At 61.0% G+C, this 17,561-nt stretch carries 14 protein-coding genes and 1 pseudogene; 8 read left to right on the forward strand and 7 right to left on the reverse strand.

The genetic code is table 11. From position 1 onward, the window contains the following. Window positions 1-12: 12 nt before the first annotated feature. From D0550_RS05880 to D0550_RS05890, 3 genes and pseudogenes are all read right to left on the reverse strand, one after another. Window positions 13-474, reverse strand: a complete 462-nt coding sequence (locus tag D0550_RS05880; protein WP_116808182.1) for a 2TM domain-containing protein — start codon at window positions 472-474, stop codon at window positions 13-15. A 215-nt stretch (window positions 475-689) separates the two neighbouring features. Next, the gene (locus tag D0550_RS05885) at window positions 690-1,238 is read right to left on the reverse strand and encodes an inorganic diphosphatase (protein ID WP_116808183.1); all 549 of its coding nucleotides are present in this window, start codon (window positions 1,236-1,238) and stop codon (window positions 690-692) included. Between the two features lie 212 nt (window positions 1,239-1,450). Beyond that, a pseudogene (locus tag D0550_RS05890) lies at window positions 1,451-1,654 on the reverse strand (DUF4156 domain-containing protein); the annotation flags it as partial. A 170-nt stretch (window positions 1,655-1,824) separates the two neighbouring features. Here D0550_RS05890 and D0550_RS05895 point away from each other — a divergent pair. Then, window positions 1,825-2,487, forward strand: a complete 663-nt coding sequence (locus tag D0550_RS05895) for a hypothetical protein (RefSeq protein WP_153067059.1) — start codon at window positions 1,825-1,827, stop codon at window positions 2,485-2,487. Between the two features lie 54 nt (window positions 2,488-2,541). On the opposite strand, the gene D0550_RS05900 is transcribed toward D0550_RS05895, so the two are convergent. Beyond that, the gene (locus tag D0550_RS05900) at window positions 2,542-3,561 is read right to left on the reverse strand and encodes an FkbM family methyltransferase (protein ID WP_116808186.1); all 1,020 of its coding nucleotides are present in this window, start codon (window positions 3,559-3,561) and stop codon (window positions 2,542-2,544) included. 204 nt (window positions 3,562-3,765) lie between these two features. Between D0550_RS05900 and D0550_RS05905 the strand changes: the two genes are divergently transcribed. Together D0550_RS05905 and D0550_RS05910 are read left to right on the forward strand one after the other, a co-directional pair. Beyond that, window positions 3,766-4,173, forward strand: coding sequence for an NIPSNAP family protein (locus tag D0550_RS05905; protein WP_116808187.1), 408 nt, complete (start codon window positions 3,766-3,768; stop codon window positions 4,171-4,173). A 229-nt stretch (window positions 4,174-4,402) separates the two neighbouring features. Further along, entirely contained in the window at window positions 4,403-5,194 is a 792-nt protein-coding gene (locus D0550_RS05910; protein WP_206606115.1) for an alpha/beta fold hydrolase, read from the forward strand. Window positions 5,195-5,245: 51 nt separating this feature from the next. Here the strand turns inward: D0550_RS05910 and D0550_RS05915 are convergent, their stop codons facing one another. Together D0550_RS05915 and D0550_RS34830 are read right to left on the reverse strand one after the other, a co-directional pair. Then, a complete protein-coding gene (locus D0550_RS05915; protein ID WP_161965657.1) occupies window positions 5,246-8,278 on the reverse strand; it encodes a carboxylesterase family protein in 3,033 nt (1,010 codons plus the stop codon). Window positions 8,279-8,381: 103 nt separating this feature from the next. After that, complete coding sequence (locus D0550_RS34830) at window positions 8,382-9,176, reverse strand: DUF4097 family beta strand repeat-containing protein (RefSeq protein ID WP_161965658.1); 795 nt, start codon at window positions 9,174-9,176, stop codon at window positions 8,382-8,384. 290 nt (window positions 9,177-9,466) lie between these two features. Between D0550_RS34830 and D0550_RS05920 the strand changes: the two genes are divergently transcribed. The 3 genes from D0550_RS05920 to D0550_RS05930 all read left to right on the forward strand — a co-directional run bounded on the left by D0550_RS05920 (window position 9,467) and on the right by D0550_RS05930 (window position 14,383). Next, complete coding sequence (locus D0550_RS05920; protein ID WP_206606116.1) at window positions 9,467-11,488, forward strand: glycoside hydrolase family 43 protein; 2,022 nt, start codon at window positions 9,467-9,469, stop codon at window positions 11,486-11,488. Window positions 11,489-11,595: 107 nt separating this feature from the next. Continuing rightward, a complete protein-coding gene (locus D0550_RS05925; protein WP_153067060.1) occupies window positions 11,596-12,630 on the forward strand; it encodes an alpha/beta hydrolase in 1,035 nt (344 codons plus the stop codon). A gap of 148 nt (window positions 12,631-12,778) precedes the next feature. Next, a complete protein-coding gene (locus D0550_RS05930; protein ID WP_153067061.1) occupies window positions 12,779-14,383 on the forward strand; it encodes a N,N-dimethylformamidase beta subunit family domain-containing protein in 1,605 nt (534 codons plus the stop codon). Between the two features lie 43 nt (window positions 14,384-14,426). On the opposite strand, the gene D0550_RS05935 is transcribed toward D0550_RS05930, so the two are convergent. After that, a complete protein-coding gene (locus tag D0550_RS05935; RefSeq protein WP_116808192.1) occupies window positions 14,427-15,377 on the reverse strand; it encodes a polysaccharide deacetylase family protein in 951 nt (316 codons plus the stop codon). Between the two features lie 169 nt (window positions 15,378-15,546). On the opposite strand from D0550_RS05935, the gene D0550_RS05940 reads away from it, so the two are divergent. Next, a complete protein-coding gene (locus D0550_RS05940; protein ID WP_116808193.1) occupies window positions 15,547-15,942 on the forward strand; it encodes a BlaI/MecI/CopY family transcriptional regulator in 396 nt (131 codons plus the stop codon). Next, on the forward strand, window positions 15,942-17,540 hold the full coding sequence (locus D0550_RS05945) for a M56 and MltD domain-containing protein (RefSeq protein WP_116808194.1): 1,599 nt from the start codon (window positions 15,942-15,944) through the stop codon (window positions 17,538-17,540). Before D0550_RS05940 ends, D0550_RS05945 begins: the two co-directional genes overlap by 1 nt. Window positions 17,541-17,561 lie beyond the last annotated feature (21 nt).

Below are 17,561 nucleotides of genomic sequence, written 5' to 3' on the forward strand. Positions count from 1 at the left end.
CGTGATCGGCTCCTATAGTTGCCTGCCGAGACGTTTTTCGATTTGCTTCCTCTCCCAATCCGGGCCGAGAAACGTGATGACCTCGTAAGCGGTCAGGCCGTGAGCAACCAGTCCGGCGCCCCAACCGATAGCACCCCAAAGGATCACAGGGTGTGTGAGCCCGAACGCGAAACCGTAGATGACAACAAACGTGAGGTACATAAAGACGTGGCCGTAGAAGTCCCTGATGCCCTTTACGTACTCAAGTGCCCTTCCTTCTTCTGCCGTCAGCGATAGATCGTTAGCCATTTCGACTTCTCCAGAGTTGAGGATCGCGCGCTCCACCTCGAAAACGGCCGCCAATGAATTCAGGGTTTCGAGACTACATGCCTGGCCGCGCTCGATTCGTTGAATGCTCCGGACACTCAAGCCGGTGAGCTGAGCCAGATGCTCCTGAGTCCAACCCCGTTGCAATCTCAGTTTACGGACGATCATGGGCGTTCACTTCGGTGAGGCGGCGGGATAGTGAGGCAAACCACTCAACTCGGACACGTCATGGACCCGCCAGGAACCTGACAATCGATAGGTGACATGCCGCAAGGCGGTTTTCTGCGAATAGCCGGCAATAAAACGGCGTCGGGGTTGGGACATTCTTATTAGATGGGCGGCCTCAGCAACGCATAGGCCCTTGGAATGCATCTCCGAGCACTTCACCGTGCATGCTTGCGAGCCTTCTCTATGAGACGACGGGCGGTAGCAGGCCCCTTCAAGGCAAGGATGCGGTACTCCTTTCCTATCAAATGGTGGTAGTTCACGAAGAACTCCTCGATCTCGCGCTCGAACTTCTTGCCGAGATCGTCGACTCGTTTGACGTGCGCGTAACTGTGATTGTCGCTCTCCACCGCCACAATGCGATCATTGCGCTCCCGCTTCTTTTTGGAGACCTGTTCGCCTTCGATGACGCCGACAATGCGACAGGTGAGCTTGCAGCCCGGAAACGCCGGTTCATCCATGAGTACCAGGACATCGAGCGGATCTCCATCGCCGGCCAACGTCGAAGGTGCGAAGCCGAAGTCGTAAGGGAACGCCATGCCGGCGGGCAGCACCTTGCGCAATGCGAAAATCCGCTCCTCCGGGTCATACGCGTATTTGTTGCGACTACCTTTCGGAGTCTCGATGATCACCGTGAGATCCGCATTCTTGGACTCGAAGGGGCGCAGTCGAGTCGGATCGGCGTAACCAGCGGAAGGCTTGGCCATGCGAACATTATCGGAGTGCTCAATGGGCTTGCCTATCGGTGCTCACTGACAGAGTCACGCCGTCGCACCAGTCGCCCACCGGTGCTGTGATGTCTCGTGCGCGTGCTTCTCGGCGCGTCGGTGATCGAGGACGACTACGACGGCGGATTCCTCAATGGCACGAGTCAAGCAGATTGCGCGCGAGGTACGCGAATTGGGAAGCGCGCTGCGCTTCACGTCGGGCAGCGATAGACGTTTCCGCTCAGGGTGACGTTTGTCTGCTCGACCGAGCCACCTTTTTCGCCGAATCCCCCCGATTGGCCGGCGCGTTCGGTGAGTAGTACGACCAGATTGCCGCCAAGGGCCGCTGCCTTGTTCTTGAGATCGTTACGCGCGCCAGTCTCGAGGTTCTCGTTCGTTATGAAGGAGCCGGTGAATGAGTACCACGGATGCAAACAAAGGGATATTTCTCACGTCGTCCTCCTTGTCGAGCGCATGGACAAGCGGCGTTGCGCGTCGCGATGCGAGTGCATTTGCGCTTCGACTGCCACCCCGTGCAGACTCGGGATGTCGAGCGGGTGGATACAGCGGTCACGGAGGAATGCCGATGCGCACGAGTCAAATCCGGAAAACGCGCTTGATGGCTGCAACGTTCATGTTGCTCGCAACAGCTCTCGCTGCTGGTGAGGTCGTTGGGCAGGCGACCTCTGAGTCTGCCGAGCGGCCTGCCGCGCAAGCTCAGTCGCCGGTCCGGCCGTTGCTCTATTACTTCGAGCATGTTTCGCTGCGTGATGCGGCCTTTCGATACGATCGGGACATCCAGGCACTCATCGCGAATCCGAGGCAAGCAGGCGAGCCTGTGACTCGCCTGTTCGCGAAGGCGGCCCAGCACGCGGTCCATGTGCCGAACTTCAAGGCGGAAACCGTAGCGGACGACATGATACGGTTCATGCGTCAGATCGGCTTCGAAACGCTCCGACGCGGCGGATACACAATCCATCTGATGCGTATGCCGCCGCCCGAGCATCCGCCGGAAGCCTACTTCGTCGCGATCGTATATAAGGATGGCGAGCCTCTAATCGAGGGCACTCCTGCATCGTCGACGCGCTACATCACTCTTGAGAGAACTGCCGTGGAAGGCAGGGTATTCGCGTTATGCGAGTGGGACGTCAACGGCCAACATAAGACGCATGGCTTCGCTAACCACGAACCTACCCTGCGTGATCTCGTCGCCAATGTCTCCGCGATGCTCGGTATCGATGCGAATTGAGGATCCACGGAAGTATGTTCCTGCAGTCCGGCGAAATAGCCAGCTGCCATCCGCTCATCGCGGTATCGCCATTAGATCGCAATCCACCGGTCGTGCCACTGGCGCCCAGAGTTTGCGGAAACCAACGCGCTTGAGCGACAGCAGTTGGTAGCGACGATCATGCAGGAAGTCGAACAGCGCTGCACTGGATGAGCCAAAGCGGCGAAGATACTCATCGATGCACTCAATGAACATCACCGGCCGGGTCCGGGCAATGAAACCCTCCGCCCCTTGCAGCACCTCCATCTCAGCTCCCTCAACGTCGATTTTCACGACACAGCTGCTGACATCGGCCGCTTGCTCGTCCAGCGTGCGGAGCTGCACGATTTCAGAGGGGTAATCCTTGTCCTTGTCGGGCTTGGCCAGCGTCGATTGGCCGTCATTGAGGCTGTTGATGTTGAACAACTCGTGTAATCCGGCTTGGCGAGACAGGCCATACGGGCGCACGTCCACATTCTTCAGGCCATTGATCTCGATGTTACGCATGAGCCTCGCGCGCTGTTTTGCGCCTGGCTCGAATGAGATGACGCGGCCATGCGCCCCCACGAGCGTGGCCGCGACCAGCGTGTGCTGGCCAATGTTGGCGCCGATGTCCACGAACGTACCGCCGGGGTGCAAGTGTGCTTCGATCGACCGAAGGATCTGTCCCTCGAACAATCGGCCGTAGTGCAGATACATACCAATGTACGAGGTCGGATCGTACTGGATCCGCACGCCGTAGCGCCTCAGCGTGATTGTCTGATCGCCCTCCGGGAGGGAAGGCGGCTTGAGCGCGTTCATCAGCGAAACATGTCCGAAGGCGAACGGCCAGGACTCGAATACGGCTTTGGCGAGCAAGGTCCTCATCGCGGTTTCCCTGGGTAACCCAATGTGTCCGTGGGATCTGGTTTGTAATATTTGCCGAAATCGTGGTCGCAAAACTGCGACGTAGCCAGAGATTTTCGCGACACAACATAAACGCAGGGGATTCACCTGTTTTATCCCCAGAATCAAAGCCGGCCCCACCACTGAACTGTAAGCGGACTCGACATTCATTCCGATCCGTCGCGTGTCCGAGGCGGGGCACGGGATCGGGTCTCTCCGAGAAAGTGGGTTGAGCGACTCGAGCAGTTACGAGGATCAAAAAGCAGCTTGTTCTGACGAACGAGCGAGCCGACGCCTTGCGCATCCTGGAGGAGTTCGCTTAGCTTCAAACATCAAAGACGATCATCGCTTCAGATCGAGTTGGGGAAAATCCAAATGAAATGGATGTTTCTTGCAGTGTTGGCCTTGGCCCTCGGCACGGTCGCACCGGCATGGGCCGATGACGACACCTCGCGCGTGTTCGAGATTCGCACCTACACGACGGCCCCTGGCAAGCTGGAAGATTTGCAGCGACGATTTCGGGAGCACACGCTGAAGCTCTTCGAGCGACATGGCATGGTCAACATTGCCTACTGGATACCTCAAGATCCCAAGGCGGCGAGTAACACACTCATTTATGTCTTGGCCCACAAGAGTCGCGAAGCCGCCGCGCAGAGCTGGGCCGCGTTCAGTGCCGATCCCGAATGGAAACAGGTAAGAGCGGCCTCGGAAGCGAACGGCCCAATCGTCATCAAGGTCGAATCGACGTTCGCAGCAGCCACGGACTTCTCGCCCATGAAGTAGCTTTAGGGAGCAGGGCGCGCTGAGCAACAGTTCTTTACCGACCAGCCCAGCGTGAATTTATTTGTAGGAGTAAATTGCAGAGAACGGTGGTTGCTGGTTAGAGTTGCCCGAATGGATCGTGTGGAATTCACACTCAACAACGTGAGTGAACGGTCCTGTTTTCTTCGTTAGAGACATCGGGGTAACGACTGTGACGCATCACATGATCCGGTTTGCGAGCACAAGAGCTGTGCTTCGTTTTTTTGCAGTGCTGGTTGGCTGCTTCGTCTTTGCTTCTGTTGGAACCCGGGCCTACGCAGCGAGCGAGAAGCACACGTTCGTGCTCGTCCACGGCGCCACTGCCGGCGGCTGGGAGTGGAAGAGCACCGGCAAGTTCCTCAGCGACGATGGTCACACGGTTTACCGCGCGACGCTCACGGGTCTCGGCGAGCGCGAGCACCTCAACAGCACCGACATCGATCTGCAAACCCACATCAACGACGTGGTCAATTTGATCTTGTTCGAGGACCTGCACGACGTGGTGCTCACCGGACATAGTTACGGCGGGATGGTGGTCACGGGGGTAATGGATCGGATTCCCGAGCGCATTCGTCATGTCGTCTTCCTCGACGCGGCCGTGCCGGGCGATGGGATGTCGCTGTGGGATCTTTTTGGCGGCGGGCAGCAGGACCCCACACGCTTCGCGGACGGCTTCATGCAAGTGCCCTGGGTCAAGCCCAACACGCCGCCGCCGCACAGCGTGAAGCACTCGATCAAGTGCTTCAACCAGCCGGTCTCTTATAAGAATCCGGCGGCGTTGGCCTTGCCGGTCACCTATGTTGCCTTCGTTCCCAAGGACAAGTCGGCCGAGGAGCGAGCAAAGACCGATAAGAGCTGGCAGCGCGCCGTCGCCCGAGGCTGGACGATTCGCACCTTTCCGGGCGGGCACGTCGCTCAACAGGAAGATCCTCGCGGTGTCGCTACGCTGATCGAGCAGTCGGTGAACGATCGCAACAAGCCCGGGGCCAAAGCGGCGAAGTAACAAACGGCTGCAGCGTTGCTCGCACGGTTTGGCGTTCGCGAGCAACGCGCGCTACTGCACTTTCTTGCCGAAAATCGTCCGGCCCTGAGTATCGACTTCGGCGCCGAGCACCGTGCCATTCGCATCCACGATGAACTCGATGGCGTCCTTCGTCGGATACGCCAGGGTGCGGAAGAGATTCGGTCCTTTCGGCTCGAGCGGCAAAGGCGCCTGAGTCGGCACGTGCGCGACGAGCGTGCTGCCTTCGACAGAGAGGGTTGCCACGAACTGACCGAAATCGTAATCGCCGCGGTACGACTCGAGAGTCTCGGCGGACGGCGTGTACGGCTCAAGTGCTGGACGGCGCAGCCGCCATGCAGATCGAACAGCAGCGTCGCCATCCTCCGTCCAGCGAGCGGCGCGTCGCCAGTTCGCGTCGAAGACGCCGGACGCGACATCTCGATCGCTGGGTTTGACGGTCGCCAGCGGCGGCGGACGGCGTCCGTCACGGATCGTCCAATCGCTGGCGATGAAGCCGATGCCGATTGCAGGCTCGACGAACTCCGGCTTCCACAATTGCATACCCATCGCAGAGGTGGCCGCGACAACGAGGACATAGCGATGCTCAGCGCGTGGGCTCGGATAGATCATCTGCAGCACTGCGTCGTCCACCGTCCAACGCTTGCCATCGACCTCAATCGAGTGAGCCGACACGCTCATTGGCAAGCGATTGCCAAGCCGTCGCGTCACCGCGTTCGCATCAGCGCCGCCGAGCAGAATGAGCGAGTACGCGCGTTCGTCAGCGGCGGAGACGTCCACGTCCCGCATCACGCGCAACGGTTGGTACTGCCACGCCATCCACACATCCTGCAAGTCCCTGGCACGTTCTTCGATACTGCGGCGCATGTGAGGATCGCGCGAGGTTGTGCCGACCACGACCATGAAGGGCAGGTTGATGATGTCCGGAATCGGGCCCTCCACGCCAGGGCGCTTCCGAACGCCGCGCGGCTTGCTCAGCGCCATGCCGATCCGTGCGACGCCATTGTCGAGCTGCGCTCGCTGCGATTGGCCGTTCCATACGAGTTCGAGCTCCTGCGTTGAGCCGCGCAGGCTCTGCGGAAGCGTAAGATCGAACGCCGCAAGGTTCTCCGAGTCGATCCGCACCAAGCCAGGTTTCACGACTTCGGCCTCCGCACGGATAAGTCTTTGCGGCTCCCCCATCGCGCGAGCCTCCAGCCAGTGCGCACGCGCCCCGCTCAGATCCGCCGAGCGAAGGCGAACGCGTCGCGGCGCTGAGTCGCGGCGGTGCTCGAGCAACCAGTCGATGAGGGCCAAGCGCTGCTGCAGGTCTTCGTGTCCCCAGCCGGGCATTTCCCAGTATCGGATGTTGTAGCCCCAACGTTGCAGCATCCGCGTCGCATGACGGGAATTCTCGACGCTGACCGTAGCATCGCTGTCGCCGTGAATGACGAGCAGCGGCACGTTCAGCAAGTTTTCGGCGTTGACGAACGAGCTGCGGCGTTCCTGGATGTAAAATTCCAGCGCGTTGCTCGGCTGGTTTTCCGCTAGCGCCGGACCTCTGATCGTGCTCACGCGAAAGTCCCAGCCGCCAAACACGGGCGCGGCTGCAGCGAACAGATGTGGATTGCGTGAGGCAATCGCCCAGGTGCCGTGCCCGCCCATGGACTCTCCCGTCAAATAGACGCGATCGTCGTCGACTGCGAACCTCGCCTTCGCTTCCTGCAAGCATCTGAGCACGTCTCGCTCGCCCAGGCTTATGTATTGAGCGTTGCCGCGGCCGTGCGGCTCGATATAGATGACGTTCTTGCGTTCGGCGATGTCGCTGTGACGCTGATCGATGGACCACCAACGATGCAGCGGTGGATTCTCGGGGTTGTAGCCGTGCAGCGATAGAACCAGAGGCCAACGCTGCGAATCGCTGTAATTCGAAGGTAAATACGCGCGACAGAACTGTACCGAGCCGTCGATTTGATCGACATACCCGAGGCGAACGAAGCCGCCCGGCCGCACACTGCCGACGCGTTGCGCACGATCCAACTCGATCTCCTCATACTCGAGAAGTGGCGAATGAATGCGCGCCTCCAATCCTGGGAGCGCCGCGTTGAGTTGACCGTTGGTTCGATCCCGCACGATCTGCGCAAGCAGCCGCAGGTGGGCGCTGTAGATCTCCTCTTTGGCGGATTCCGCTGCATCGATCAGGCGCTGTGCGGCGCCGGCGGCATCGCCCTTGTACCAAGGCAGATGCACGAGGTACGGCTGCCCCCAAGCGTCCTTTGTCGTGACGCGAAATTCATACGCGCCCTCCGACCACGTGCTTGCATCGAGCGTTACCGATTCGCCGCGAGCCGCCGTACCGCGAGCGAGCACGCGCCCACCCGCGCCCAGAGCGGTCACCTCGACGAGGGGCGCCGCTGAATCCGCAGTGAGATTCGTGTGCACTTCGACCTGATTGGTCGAGCCGCGTAGATAAGGAACGATGACTTCGGAGCGCGCAAGCAGGGCGCCCGGTTCAATAATGCGCACCGTGAACGGCCACGCGTTCGGATCGACCTGCTCGAGGCGCAGCAGCAGCGCGTTCTCGCCTTGCCTCATCTGCACGGCGATGCGCTCGCTGTCGCGTGCGAAGGCGGCATGGGACTTCGTGCGTTCGTAAATGCGCTCGCCGTTGAGCCATACCGCGATCGGACCTTGAGCGCCGATCGACAAATCGGCAGCGCCTGCACGCTCCCGGGAAACAGTCCCGGCAACGAATGCTACTCGTTGCGCGCCATCGTCCGGCATGCCGGCAATCGCATTCAACTCAGTGATCTCGGTCCATGACGTATGCGCCTTCCAGCGCACGTTTGCGACATCCGTGCTGAACGCTCGACCTTCCATCGGTTCAAGCGTCGCCGCGTTGGTGCGGTTTGCGACATCGGGCGAGAGTGCGCCCGCAACCAGCCATTGCTTGTGAAAGCGCTGCGATCCGCGCGACCACACGTCGCGTTGCGCGGGCTCGATCTGAACCGGATCGGGCGAGGCCGATTGAGCGCTCCAGAGGGCCGAGACCAACAGTATTAGCGTCGCCTTGAGAAAGATATGCATGGCCGGCCAGGTGTTGAATGTAGGAGGGTGATAACGTGGTGAAGTCCCCGCAGCGCGGCCGGGCCGGCTGCCGGGGCGAGGGTTCGTTTGCGACTTGGTGCGCTTAGCGCTTGCTATCCGCCAGGCTGATGCGGCCACCGACGCGCACGTGATGAACGCGGCCACCGCCGGCCTCGCCGACCGCGAGGTCGCCCTCGATGTCTTGTACGACGATGTCGCCTGAGCCATCGCGATCAACGGTCACGTTACGCTTGACGTGACTGACGTGGATGTCGCCGGAGCCGTCGTTTTTGATCCTGACGTTGCCGCTGACGCGTTCGATGCGAATCTCGCCCGAACCATCGTTGCCGATCGTTACGTCGCCCCGTACGTCGAGAATGGCCAATCCGCCCGAGCCGTCATTGACGATGGTTACGTCACCGGCAATCTGCTGGATCTCGACGTCGCCCAAGCCATCTTTGATGCGCACCGGCCCGCGGGCACGTGCGATCGCGACGTCGCCGGAACCGTCTTCGAGCTCGAGCGCGCCGTTGATCTCCTCGATGCGCAAAGCTCCCGACCCATCGATGATTTTCAACGACCCGACGTTTGAGATATGCGCGTCGCCGCTGCCGTCTTCGACATCCAACGCAATACCCGGCGGCACGACGATCGATAGATCCAGTTGCGAATGGCCACCGCCAAACCAGTTTTTTGGATGCAGTAGGGTGTTGGAAGGGATCGATGAGATGACGAGCGTATCGCCACTGCGTTGGACTCGGATCTGCGTGCGTTCCAGCTGATGCTCGTCCGAGGCGCACGCCTTGCCACGCGCTTGCATGCGCTGTCGTCCCGGCTCGCCGTGAATCTCGAGGTGGCCCGCTCCGGCTTTCACGACGACTGTCCTAATGCCATCCATTGGCTCCTCCGCCGCGCGTTCCGCCCAATAGCGGCACTCGCCGTCGGCTCGGACGGCCGAGGGAAGCAGTAGCGTGCAGAACACAGGAAAAAGCAGGCACAGCGCCGGTGCGAATCTTGTCATTGCAAGCCTTCTTGTTCTTACCAGTTGTCGGGCATGGGACGCAGCACAGCCCCCCAAGGTTGCGCCCAAGGCGAATTAAATTGTACGAGTATTGACGTGTGCTGGGGGCGATGTTAATTACGCTGCTCGCCGCGGTCACGGGAGTTACGATGCGCAGGTGTGTTGGCATGCTTTCGCTCGTGCTGTTCGTGTGGACGGCGGGGGCGCGAGCCGAGAGTTGGACGCCGGACAACGGCAACGGCACGTATACGAACCCGCTGTTCTACGAGGAGTTCTCCGACCCCGACATGATCCGGGTCGGCGAGGACTTCTATCTCACCGGGACCACCATGCATTCGATGCCGGGACTGCCGATCCTGCATTCGAAGGACTTGGTCAATTGGAAATTCGTGAGTTACGCGGCTCCCAAGTTGGATCTCGGGCCGTCGTTCCGGCTGGAAGGCGGCGGCAACATCTATGGGCAGGGCTTTTGGGCGCCGTCGTTTCGCCATCACGGCGGCACGTTTTATCTCTTCAGCAATGTAAACAAGCAGACCACCCAGCTGTTCACTGCCGAGAATCCGGCCGGCCCCTGGCGCCAGCAATCGATGCGCCAGAGCCTGCACGATCTGTCGGTGCTGTTCGACGATGACGGCAAGGTGTATGTGGTGTGGGGTTACCGCTCGATCCAGTTTGCACAACTTACGCCGGATCTCACCGACATCGTGCCGGGCACGCAGCGCGAAATCATCGCCGCCGATGCGGGCATGGGCGAGGGCCTGCACTTCTCCAAGATCGATGGGAAATACTTCATCACCAGCGCCTGGTACGACGGCCGCATGCGGATGCCGGCGGCGCGAGCGGATCGCCCCGAGGGTCCGTACGAAGTGAACCAGGCGATCAGCATCGATGAGGACTTCGGCCTCGCTCAGGGTTATCGACTGAGCGACATGCGCGGCAAAGCGCCCCCTTATGACATCCGGCCCGGAGATCCCCATGCGCTCGGCCGGCTGTCGTTACATCAGGGCGGAGTGATTCAAACATCGAGCGGCGAGTGGTGGGGCTACTCGATGATGGACTACAACTCGGTGGGACGACTCACGGCGTTATCGCCTGTCACCTGGAAGGATGGATGGCCGTACTTCGGTTTGCCAGGCAATCTGGGGCGCACCCCGCGAACCTGGGTAAAGCCGACGACCGCCGTCGCGCAGCGAGTGGCGGTTCCCTACGAACGCGACGACGATTTCTCCGGCACCGTGCTCAAGCCGATCTGGCAATGGAATCACGTTCCCGTCGCGGATGCATGGTCGTTGGGCGAGCGCAAAGGCTACTTACGTTTGCATGCCTTGCCGGCGACTAGCTTGTGGGATGCGCGGAACACGTTGACGCAGCGCTCGATCGGCCCACGCTCGGCGCCATCGGTGCTGCTCGATACGGCCGGGATGCTCGATCACGATGTGGCGGGCCTCGCGCTGTTCAACCGTCCGTATGCGTGGTTGGGCGTGCAGCGAGCAGGTGAGAAGAGGCAGCTGATCCAGTTCGACGAGCAGTCCGGGCGCAAGGCCATCCTGGATCTGCCCTCGCAGCGTGTCTGGCTGCGCGCCGAATGTGACTTTCTCTCCGAGCAGGCGCGATTCTCTTACTCCCTCGACGGCGAGCGTTTCGTGCCATTCGGCGAGCCGTTCACGATGGTCTTTCAGCTCACGACATTTCAAGGCGTGCGCTATGCGCTGTTCAGCTACAACACGCGGGGCCAGCGCGGTGGCGCCGCCGATTTCGATAGCTTCGCAGTTGCTCAGCCTGCGCCGCGAGGTCTGATGCGGCAGATTCCGTATCGCGAGCGAATTCTGTTGAGCGCGGCGGGACAGAGCTACGGCCTCGACGGTGGCGAGGGAGGGCTGGTGGTGGGCGAGCCTGGCGCAATCAAAGTCGTGGACATGCAGTTGGGTCGCGTCGCGCTGGAACTGGGCGGACGTTTCGTGAGTGTCGATGCGAGCGGCGCCGCCGGCTTGACCAGCCAACGGCCCGGTCTGGCGGAAACGTTTCAATGGATCGAGACGCCAACCGGCGAGCTGGTGCTGATGTCGCTGCGTACGCATCGCTTTCTGCGCATCGATCCACATACACGGCACATCGCCGCGGACAGCCCTGGGCCGCTACCCGATGGCTCCGATGGGGTGCGGTGGGCCTGGAAAAAACAACGGACATGATCACGAAAATTCTCACTGCAACCCTCCCTATGGCCGAACCCTAGTTAGCCGTAACTTTCCGCTCGCAATCGTGTTCTGGGCAGTAAATTCCCCGGAGCATGCATGCCATGAAGCACTCAAGGACGATCACCGCGGCGGCCCTGGCGGCCCTTCTCTTGTCGGTGCTTCAGCACGCGAATGCAATGCCGGACTGCTCGGCCTGGCTCGAAAACAAAGTACCGGTGGGGCCGGGCGCGTTTCTGACGCCCGCACCCGGCCGGCTTGTCACGGCCGACATGAACCAGGTCAAGGCGGCTGGCGTGACCATTGAGCCGAGCCGACGGATGAGGGCAAACGACTACCCCTGGGAACACGAAATTCAAGTCGCTCTGCCGCCATCCTATGGCAAGCCGGACCAGCGCTTCCCCGTCCTTTGGGTAACTGACGGCAGTTTGTTATTCGAGCTGGCGACTGCTTTGGTGACCAGCTGCGCTCACCAAGGCATGCCGGAAATGATCGTCGTGGGTATCGGATCACCTCCAGAGGCGGTGGCAGAGACTCAGAGGAGACGCAATTTCGATTTCAGTCCGACCGAGACTGCCGGTTTCAGCGGCTTCGGCAGCAAGGCACACAATGAGCGTGAACAGGCTGGAGAGAAAAAGCGTAGAGCAGAGGGAAGAGATGCCATCGACGCATTCGGCGGCGCGCCGCGCTTTCTATCTTTTGTCGCCCAGGATGTTCGCCAGCGGCTCGGGCGGGATTACCGCATGACGGACGATCACATTCTGTTCGGTCATTCGGGCGGTGGCCTGTTTTGTGCCTATGCGCTGGTGGCACAACCGGAAGCTTTCGATCGTTATATTTGTGGCAGCGCTGCTCTTGCCGCAGGCGACTACGAGGTGTTTCGAATTGAGGAGCGCTATTCGCAGCAACACAAGGACCTCTCGGCAGTGGCTTTTTTCGGTGTTGGCGAGAAGGAGGTGTTGGACAAGAACACCTTGGGAATCTTTAGCAGTACCGCTCGCTTGCCCGAAATTCTCAAGACGCGCGCGTATCCCTCGTTGAAGCTTTACTTCCGTGCCTTCGAAGGAGAGAGCCATGTGAGCGTCATACCGCCGCTACTTGCCTGGGGGCTGCGCTCGGTATGGGAAGGCGAGAAGTAACGAGATCGAGCCTGGCCCCCAATGGCGACGTTCCGGCTTGCATCGGGATGAGGTGAACGACAACGTCCCCGGTACACGCATGTCGTTCTGACCAAGCGGCACACATCTTGCTCCCCTCGCAGAGGCAATCGCTTGTGGGAGGCTGATCATGCAGCGCGTTGCAATGGGGGTTATCTATTCCATCCTGGCCGCTGTGGTCGTCGCCTGTGCAGCGTGCTCGGGACACAGTAGCTCCGGGACTGAACAAGCGCAGCAAGCTTCACCGCCGCAGCAGACGCCTCCGACATCCACCCCGCCACAACCCGATCCGCCGCCGCAGTCGGCCCCGCCAGCGGCGCTCAATCCGATCGTGTCCGAGAACCAGAAGGCCGGCACGGCAGGCGTGCTATCGAGCCTTATCGAAAACTACGACTCGGACACCATCGCTGGCTACGCCGATGCCACGAGCGTCAACGTGGGGGAACAGATCAGATTCAAAGTATCGACATCGCAACCGGGTAAGTACGCGATCGATGTATATCGTCTCGGCTACTACAGCGGACTGAGCGCACGGCGCGTGACGAGCAGCGGCGCGCTCGATGGCCTCACGCAGAGTGTTTGCGCTGTGACCGATCGAGAGACGCGGCTCCTCGAATGCAAATGGAACGAGTCGTACACTCTCACGACCGGCAGCGACTGGACGTCAGGCATCTATGTCGCCGTGTTGACGCACTCGGCGACCGGCGCGGAGTATCCGGTGTACTTCATCGTGCGCGACGATGCTCGCCGCTCCGACATTGTGTTCCAGAGCAGCCGGACCACCGCACTTGCCTATTCGAACTGGGGCAATGCGACCGAGCAGTACAGCCTGTATACGTCCGACAGCACGAACCGCGATGCAGCCAAGAAGGTGTCGCTCGATCGGCCGAGCACCGAGCACCACACGGGGAGCTGCCTGTTGAACTTCGAGCTGCAGATGCTGCGCTGGCTGGAGTCGCAGGGCTACGACGTTAGTTACATTTCAGACGTCGATCTGCAATCGAATGCGGTGTCGTTGCTCGATCACAAGGTCTATCTGTCGGTGGGGCACGACGAGTACTGGTCGAAAGAGAAGCGCGATGCGGTCGAAGCGGCGCGCGATGCCGGAGTGAATCTCGGATTCTTTTCCGCGAACAGCGTGTACTGGCGGGTGCGTTTCGAACCCTCGAGCAGCGGCGTCCCGAATCGCGTGATGGTGTGCTACAAGGACTCGCCCCCTCCCGATCCTGTTGCACCCACCAAGCGCTGGCGCGATCCTCCCAATAACCTGCCCGAGAACGCGCTCATGGGCGTGATGACGATTGGTAATCATCATGACGTCAACGGCGGCTTCGACTGGATCGTACAGAACACGAATGACCCGTACTTCACCGATACCGGGCTGGACAAAGGACCGGCCTCGCGACAGCTATACGGCTACGAGTGGGACGGCGTCGTCGACAACGGCCACACTCCACCCGGGCTCGTCATCCTCGGCGCGTCACCGGTCATTGCCACAACCGTGACGGCGGGAATTGCGAAGAACCCGAATCAGATCGCAAATGCCGTCCGCTATACGCACCCCAGCGGCGCGAGAGTGTTCGCCACCGGCTCCATTCAATGGATGTGGGGCTTGGACAGCACGTTGGTCAACCCATCTCGCGTCGATGGGCGCGTACAGCAATTCGCGGTGAATGTGCTTGCGGACATGGGCGCGAAGCCGCAGACACCAAGCGAGGGGATTGTGGTTCGATGAGGGCGGCGAGGCTTGACCGAGCCGTCGCGACGGCAGCTGCGCGTCACAACCCGAGCTCGTCCATCCGCCCGCGCTCGTAAGCTTCGTCTTCGGCCGGATAACGCAGCACGCCGGTGTGCTTGCCCGATTCCTTGGCCAACGCCCAGATGATGCTCTCGCCGGCGGGCAGGACGTCGGGCTCGCTAGCAAAGACGGGATCCTGGAAGGCCGCTTGCGCGTCGATGACTCGCCAGCCGCGCTGCGCGTACATCTGCAGGACGTCCGACAGGAACAGTGCATTGAGCAGATTGTGGTGAATGAGCAGTGTGTGCCTGACCGGCCGATTCAGCACCTGCCGGGCGAGGCCGTCGTAGAACTGCGTGCGCTCCCAAATGTGCTCGACATAGAAGTTACGGTAGTTGTCGAGCGGCGCCATTGGATTCTCGGCGAGGCGCTTGCGTAATCGCGCGTCAATGGCCCAGTCGGAGGCATCGACGGTCACGTAGCCCATCCGGTAGCCCTGCGCCTTGAGGAAAGCGCGCATGCGGTCGCGTTGCTCGACGGTGGCGCCTTCCTTCAGATAGGGAAATCTGAACCACTTGCTGAATGTCGGATGGTGCGCAATGACGGCCTCAGCCCGCAGAAGGTCGGCGGAGAAGGCTTCGAAATCGACGCGCGGATAGTTCCAGTGCGAGTAGGAGTGGTTGGCGACCACGTGGCCGGCTTCACTCCATAGCGCGAGGCGTTGCTGACCCTCGGGGTTGTCGACCCACTTGCCAGCGACGAATGCGGCTGCCTGCAGTCGCGCCGCGCGCAGTGAGGCGAGGATGGCGGCATTCCTTGAGTCAGCATCCAAGTGCGGCGTCTCGGCATTGACGTTGAAGTCATCGATGGTGATTGCGATCTCCGGCCCGGACGCCACACGCGCTATTGCGGAACTGCGGCAACCAACCAGCGCGCCGAGCATCATGCCCATGCAGGCGCGACGAGTGATCGCGGTGGACGTTGCATTCATGCATGGCTCCGTAGAGTGATTTCGTGAGAGAAACGTCGTCTGGAATTGGCGCGTGGATGATGACTAAACTTTTAGTTGCTTGGCAACTAATCTTTTAGTTAGCATATTCCCGACGCTGCGAACGATCGGGCGTCAATGGATCAGGCTCCATCAATGGTCAGGCTCACAGATGATTAGAAAGTCCCGTGTCCGGCGCATCGAGAAGCCGCTCACCGCGACCGAGCTGGAGATGATGAATGTCATCTGGCAACTCGGCCCGTGCTCCGTACTGCAGGTCGTCGAGCAGCTTCGTCCCGAGCGCGAGCTGGCCTACACCAGTGTCTCGACGATCGTGCGCATCCTGGAGCAGAAGGGCTACGTCACCAGCTCCAAGGAGGGGCGCGGCCATCTGTACCAGGCCGCCGTCTCCAAGGAGGAGTATCAGCGGAGCACCGTACAGCGGCTGGTCACGAGCGTGTTCGACAACGCGCCGGCGCTGCTGGTGCGCCGCCTGTTGGACACCGAGTCGCTGAGCGCGGACGATCTCGCCGAAATCCGCGCGCTGTTGCGCAAGAAGGGAAGCTGATGACGCCGTTGGATGCAGTGAACATGTACATCGCTGCGAACCTGTTGCTGCCGCTCGCGGCAGGGGGCATCGCGGCTTTGCGCTTTGTGAGCGGCAGGTTGCAGAATCCAATCGCCTATCGCCGTCAGCTCCAACTTGCGTACGTGCTGACAGCTGCGGTTCTGTTGTTACCGTGCGCGACTGCTTTGCAGGCACGGGCGGAACTGCTGCCGCGGAATGCACAGATCTGGTCCGCTGCATCGATGCGCGATTCGACGCCCATTTTGCAGGGTAATCATCGAATCGCAATTTCTGCTGCCTCCTTGGAAGTATCGGCGCCTCTTAGCGTCGTCCGTTCGGTGGCCGCCGGCCTGTTCCTGGCAGGCGCCGCCGCCGTCGCGATTCTGTTGCTGATTGAAGCAGCCAGAATCCGGCGCATCGTTTCGGATGCGCAGACGATCGCGCGCCGGCGGCGCGTGAGAGTGCTGGCTTCGCCGGCAGTACGCGTACCGTTCTCGTTCTGGCTGCCGACATTGCATTTCATCGTCCTGCCTGCGGATCTGGTTCTGCGACCCGCCGATCTGAGAATGGCCATTCGCCACGAGGCTCAGCATCATCGGCAATTCGACACGCGGCTGGCGTATGCGTACCAGTTGCTGCGTGTGCTGTTCTTCTGGAATCCGGCCGTGCACTGGCTCCATAGGTCCATCGCCGACCTGCAGGAGTTCGCATGCGACGAGGCGCTGGTGGCACATCGCAGAGTGTCGGCGCACGCATACTGCAGCTGCCTACTGCGAGTGGCAGAGTCGGCGATGCGGCAGCAGCGAACATCGATCTGCGCGAGCATGCTGGGCACAGCGCCGCCAGGGGTGCTGAAAAGCAGAATCGAGGCTCTGTTGGTGCGGCCCACGAGTGGCAACGCGCGGTGGCCCGCAGTGGCTGTGCTTGGCACGGTCGTGTTTGCCGCCATGGTCGGCACGACGGCCGCATTCCCTGCGACGATTCACGATCGCAGAATCTCGCCCGAGCAGGCGCAAGCAATGCTGGCTGTCGCGAGGCGCGGCAGCGACTTTCCATTCGCCGCCAACGAACGCGTCATCGAGCAGCTCAATCGCCTGCTGAGTACGCCCGATGGCAGAGCCTTCGTTCGTCGCGGGCTCGAACGTATGAAACAACACGAGCCCTTGATTGCCGACGCGATTGCCCGCTACGGCTTGCCTGCGGAGTTGAGGGCTGTGCCGCTGGTCGAGTCGGGCTATCGCAATCTGCCGCCCGGCGAGAATCCTCGGCACGGCGCCGGCCTGTGGATGTTCATCGAACCTACAGCCCGCAGGTTCGGGCTCACTGTCGACGCGGGCATCGATGAGCGTATGGATGTCGCGCTGGAAACGGACGCCGCCATGCGCATGTTCGCCGCCTTGAACGAGCAGTTTGGCGATTGGACTCTGGCCTTGCTCGCATACAACGCTGGTGAGCGGCGGGTGCAGGAAGCAGTACGCGCGACAGCTTCGCGAGACGTGTGGCACATCCTTGCCCAGGGCTACGAGAACGATCCGGACTACGTTGCGCGCGTGATGGCGGTGCTGCTCATCATGAAGAATCCCGCATCGCTCGAGTGACGGTTCCTCGAATCAGCAAGA

Source organism: Steroidobacter cummioxidans (assembly GCF_003104955.1).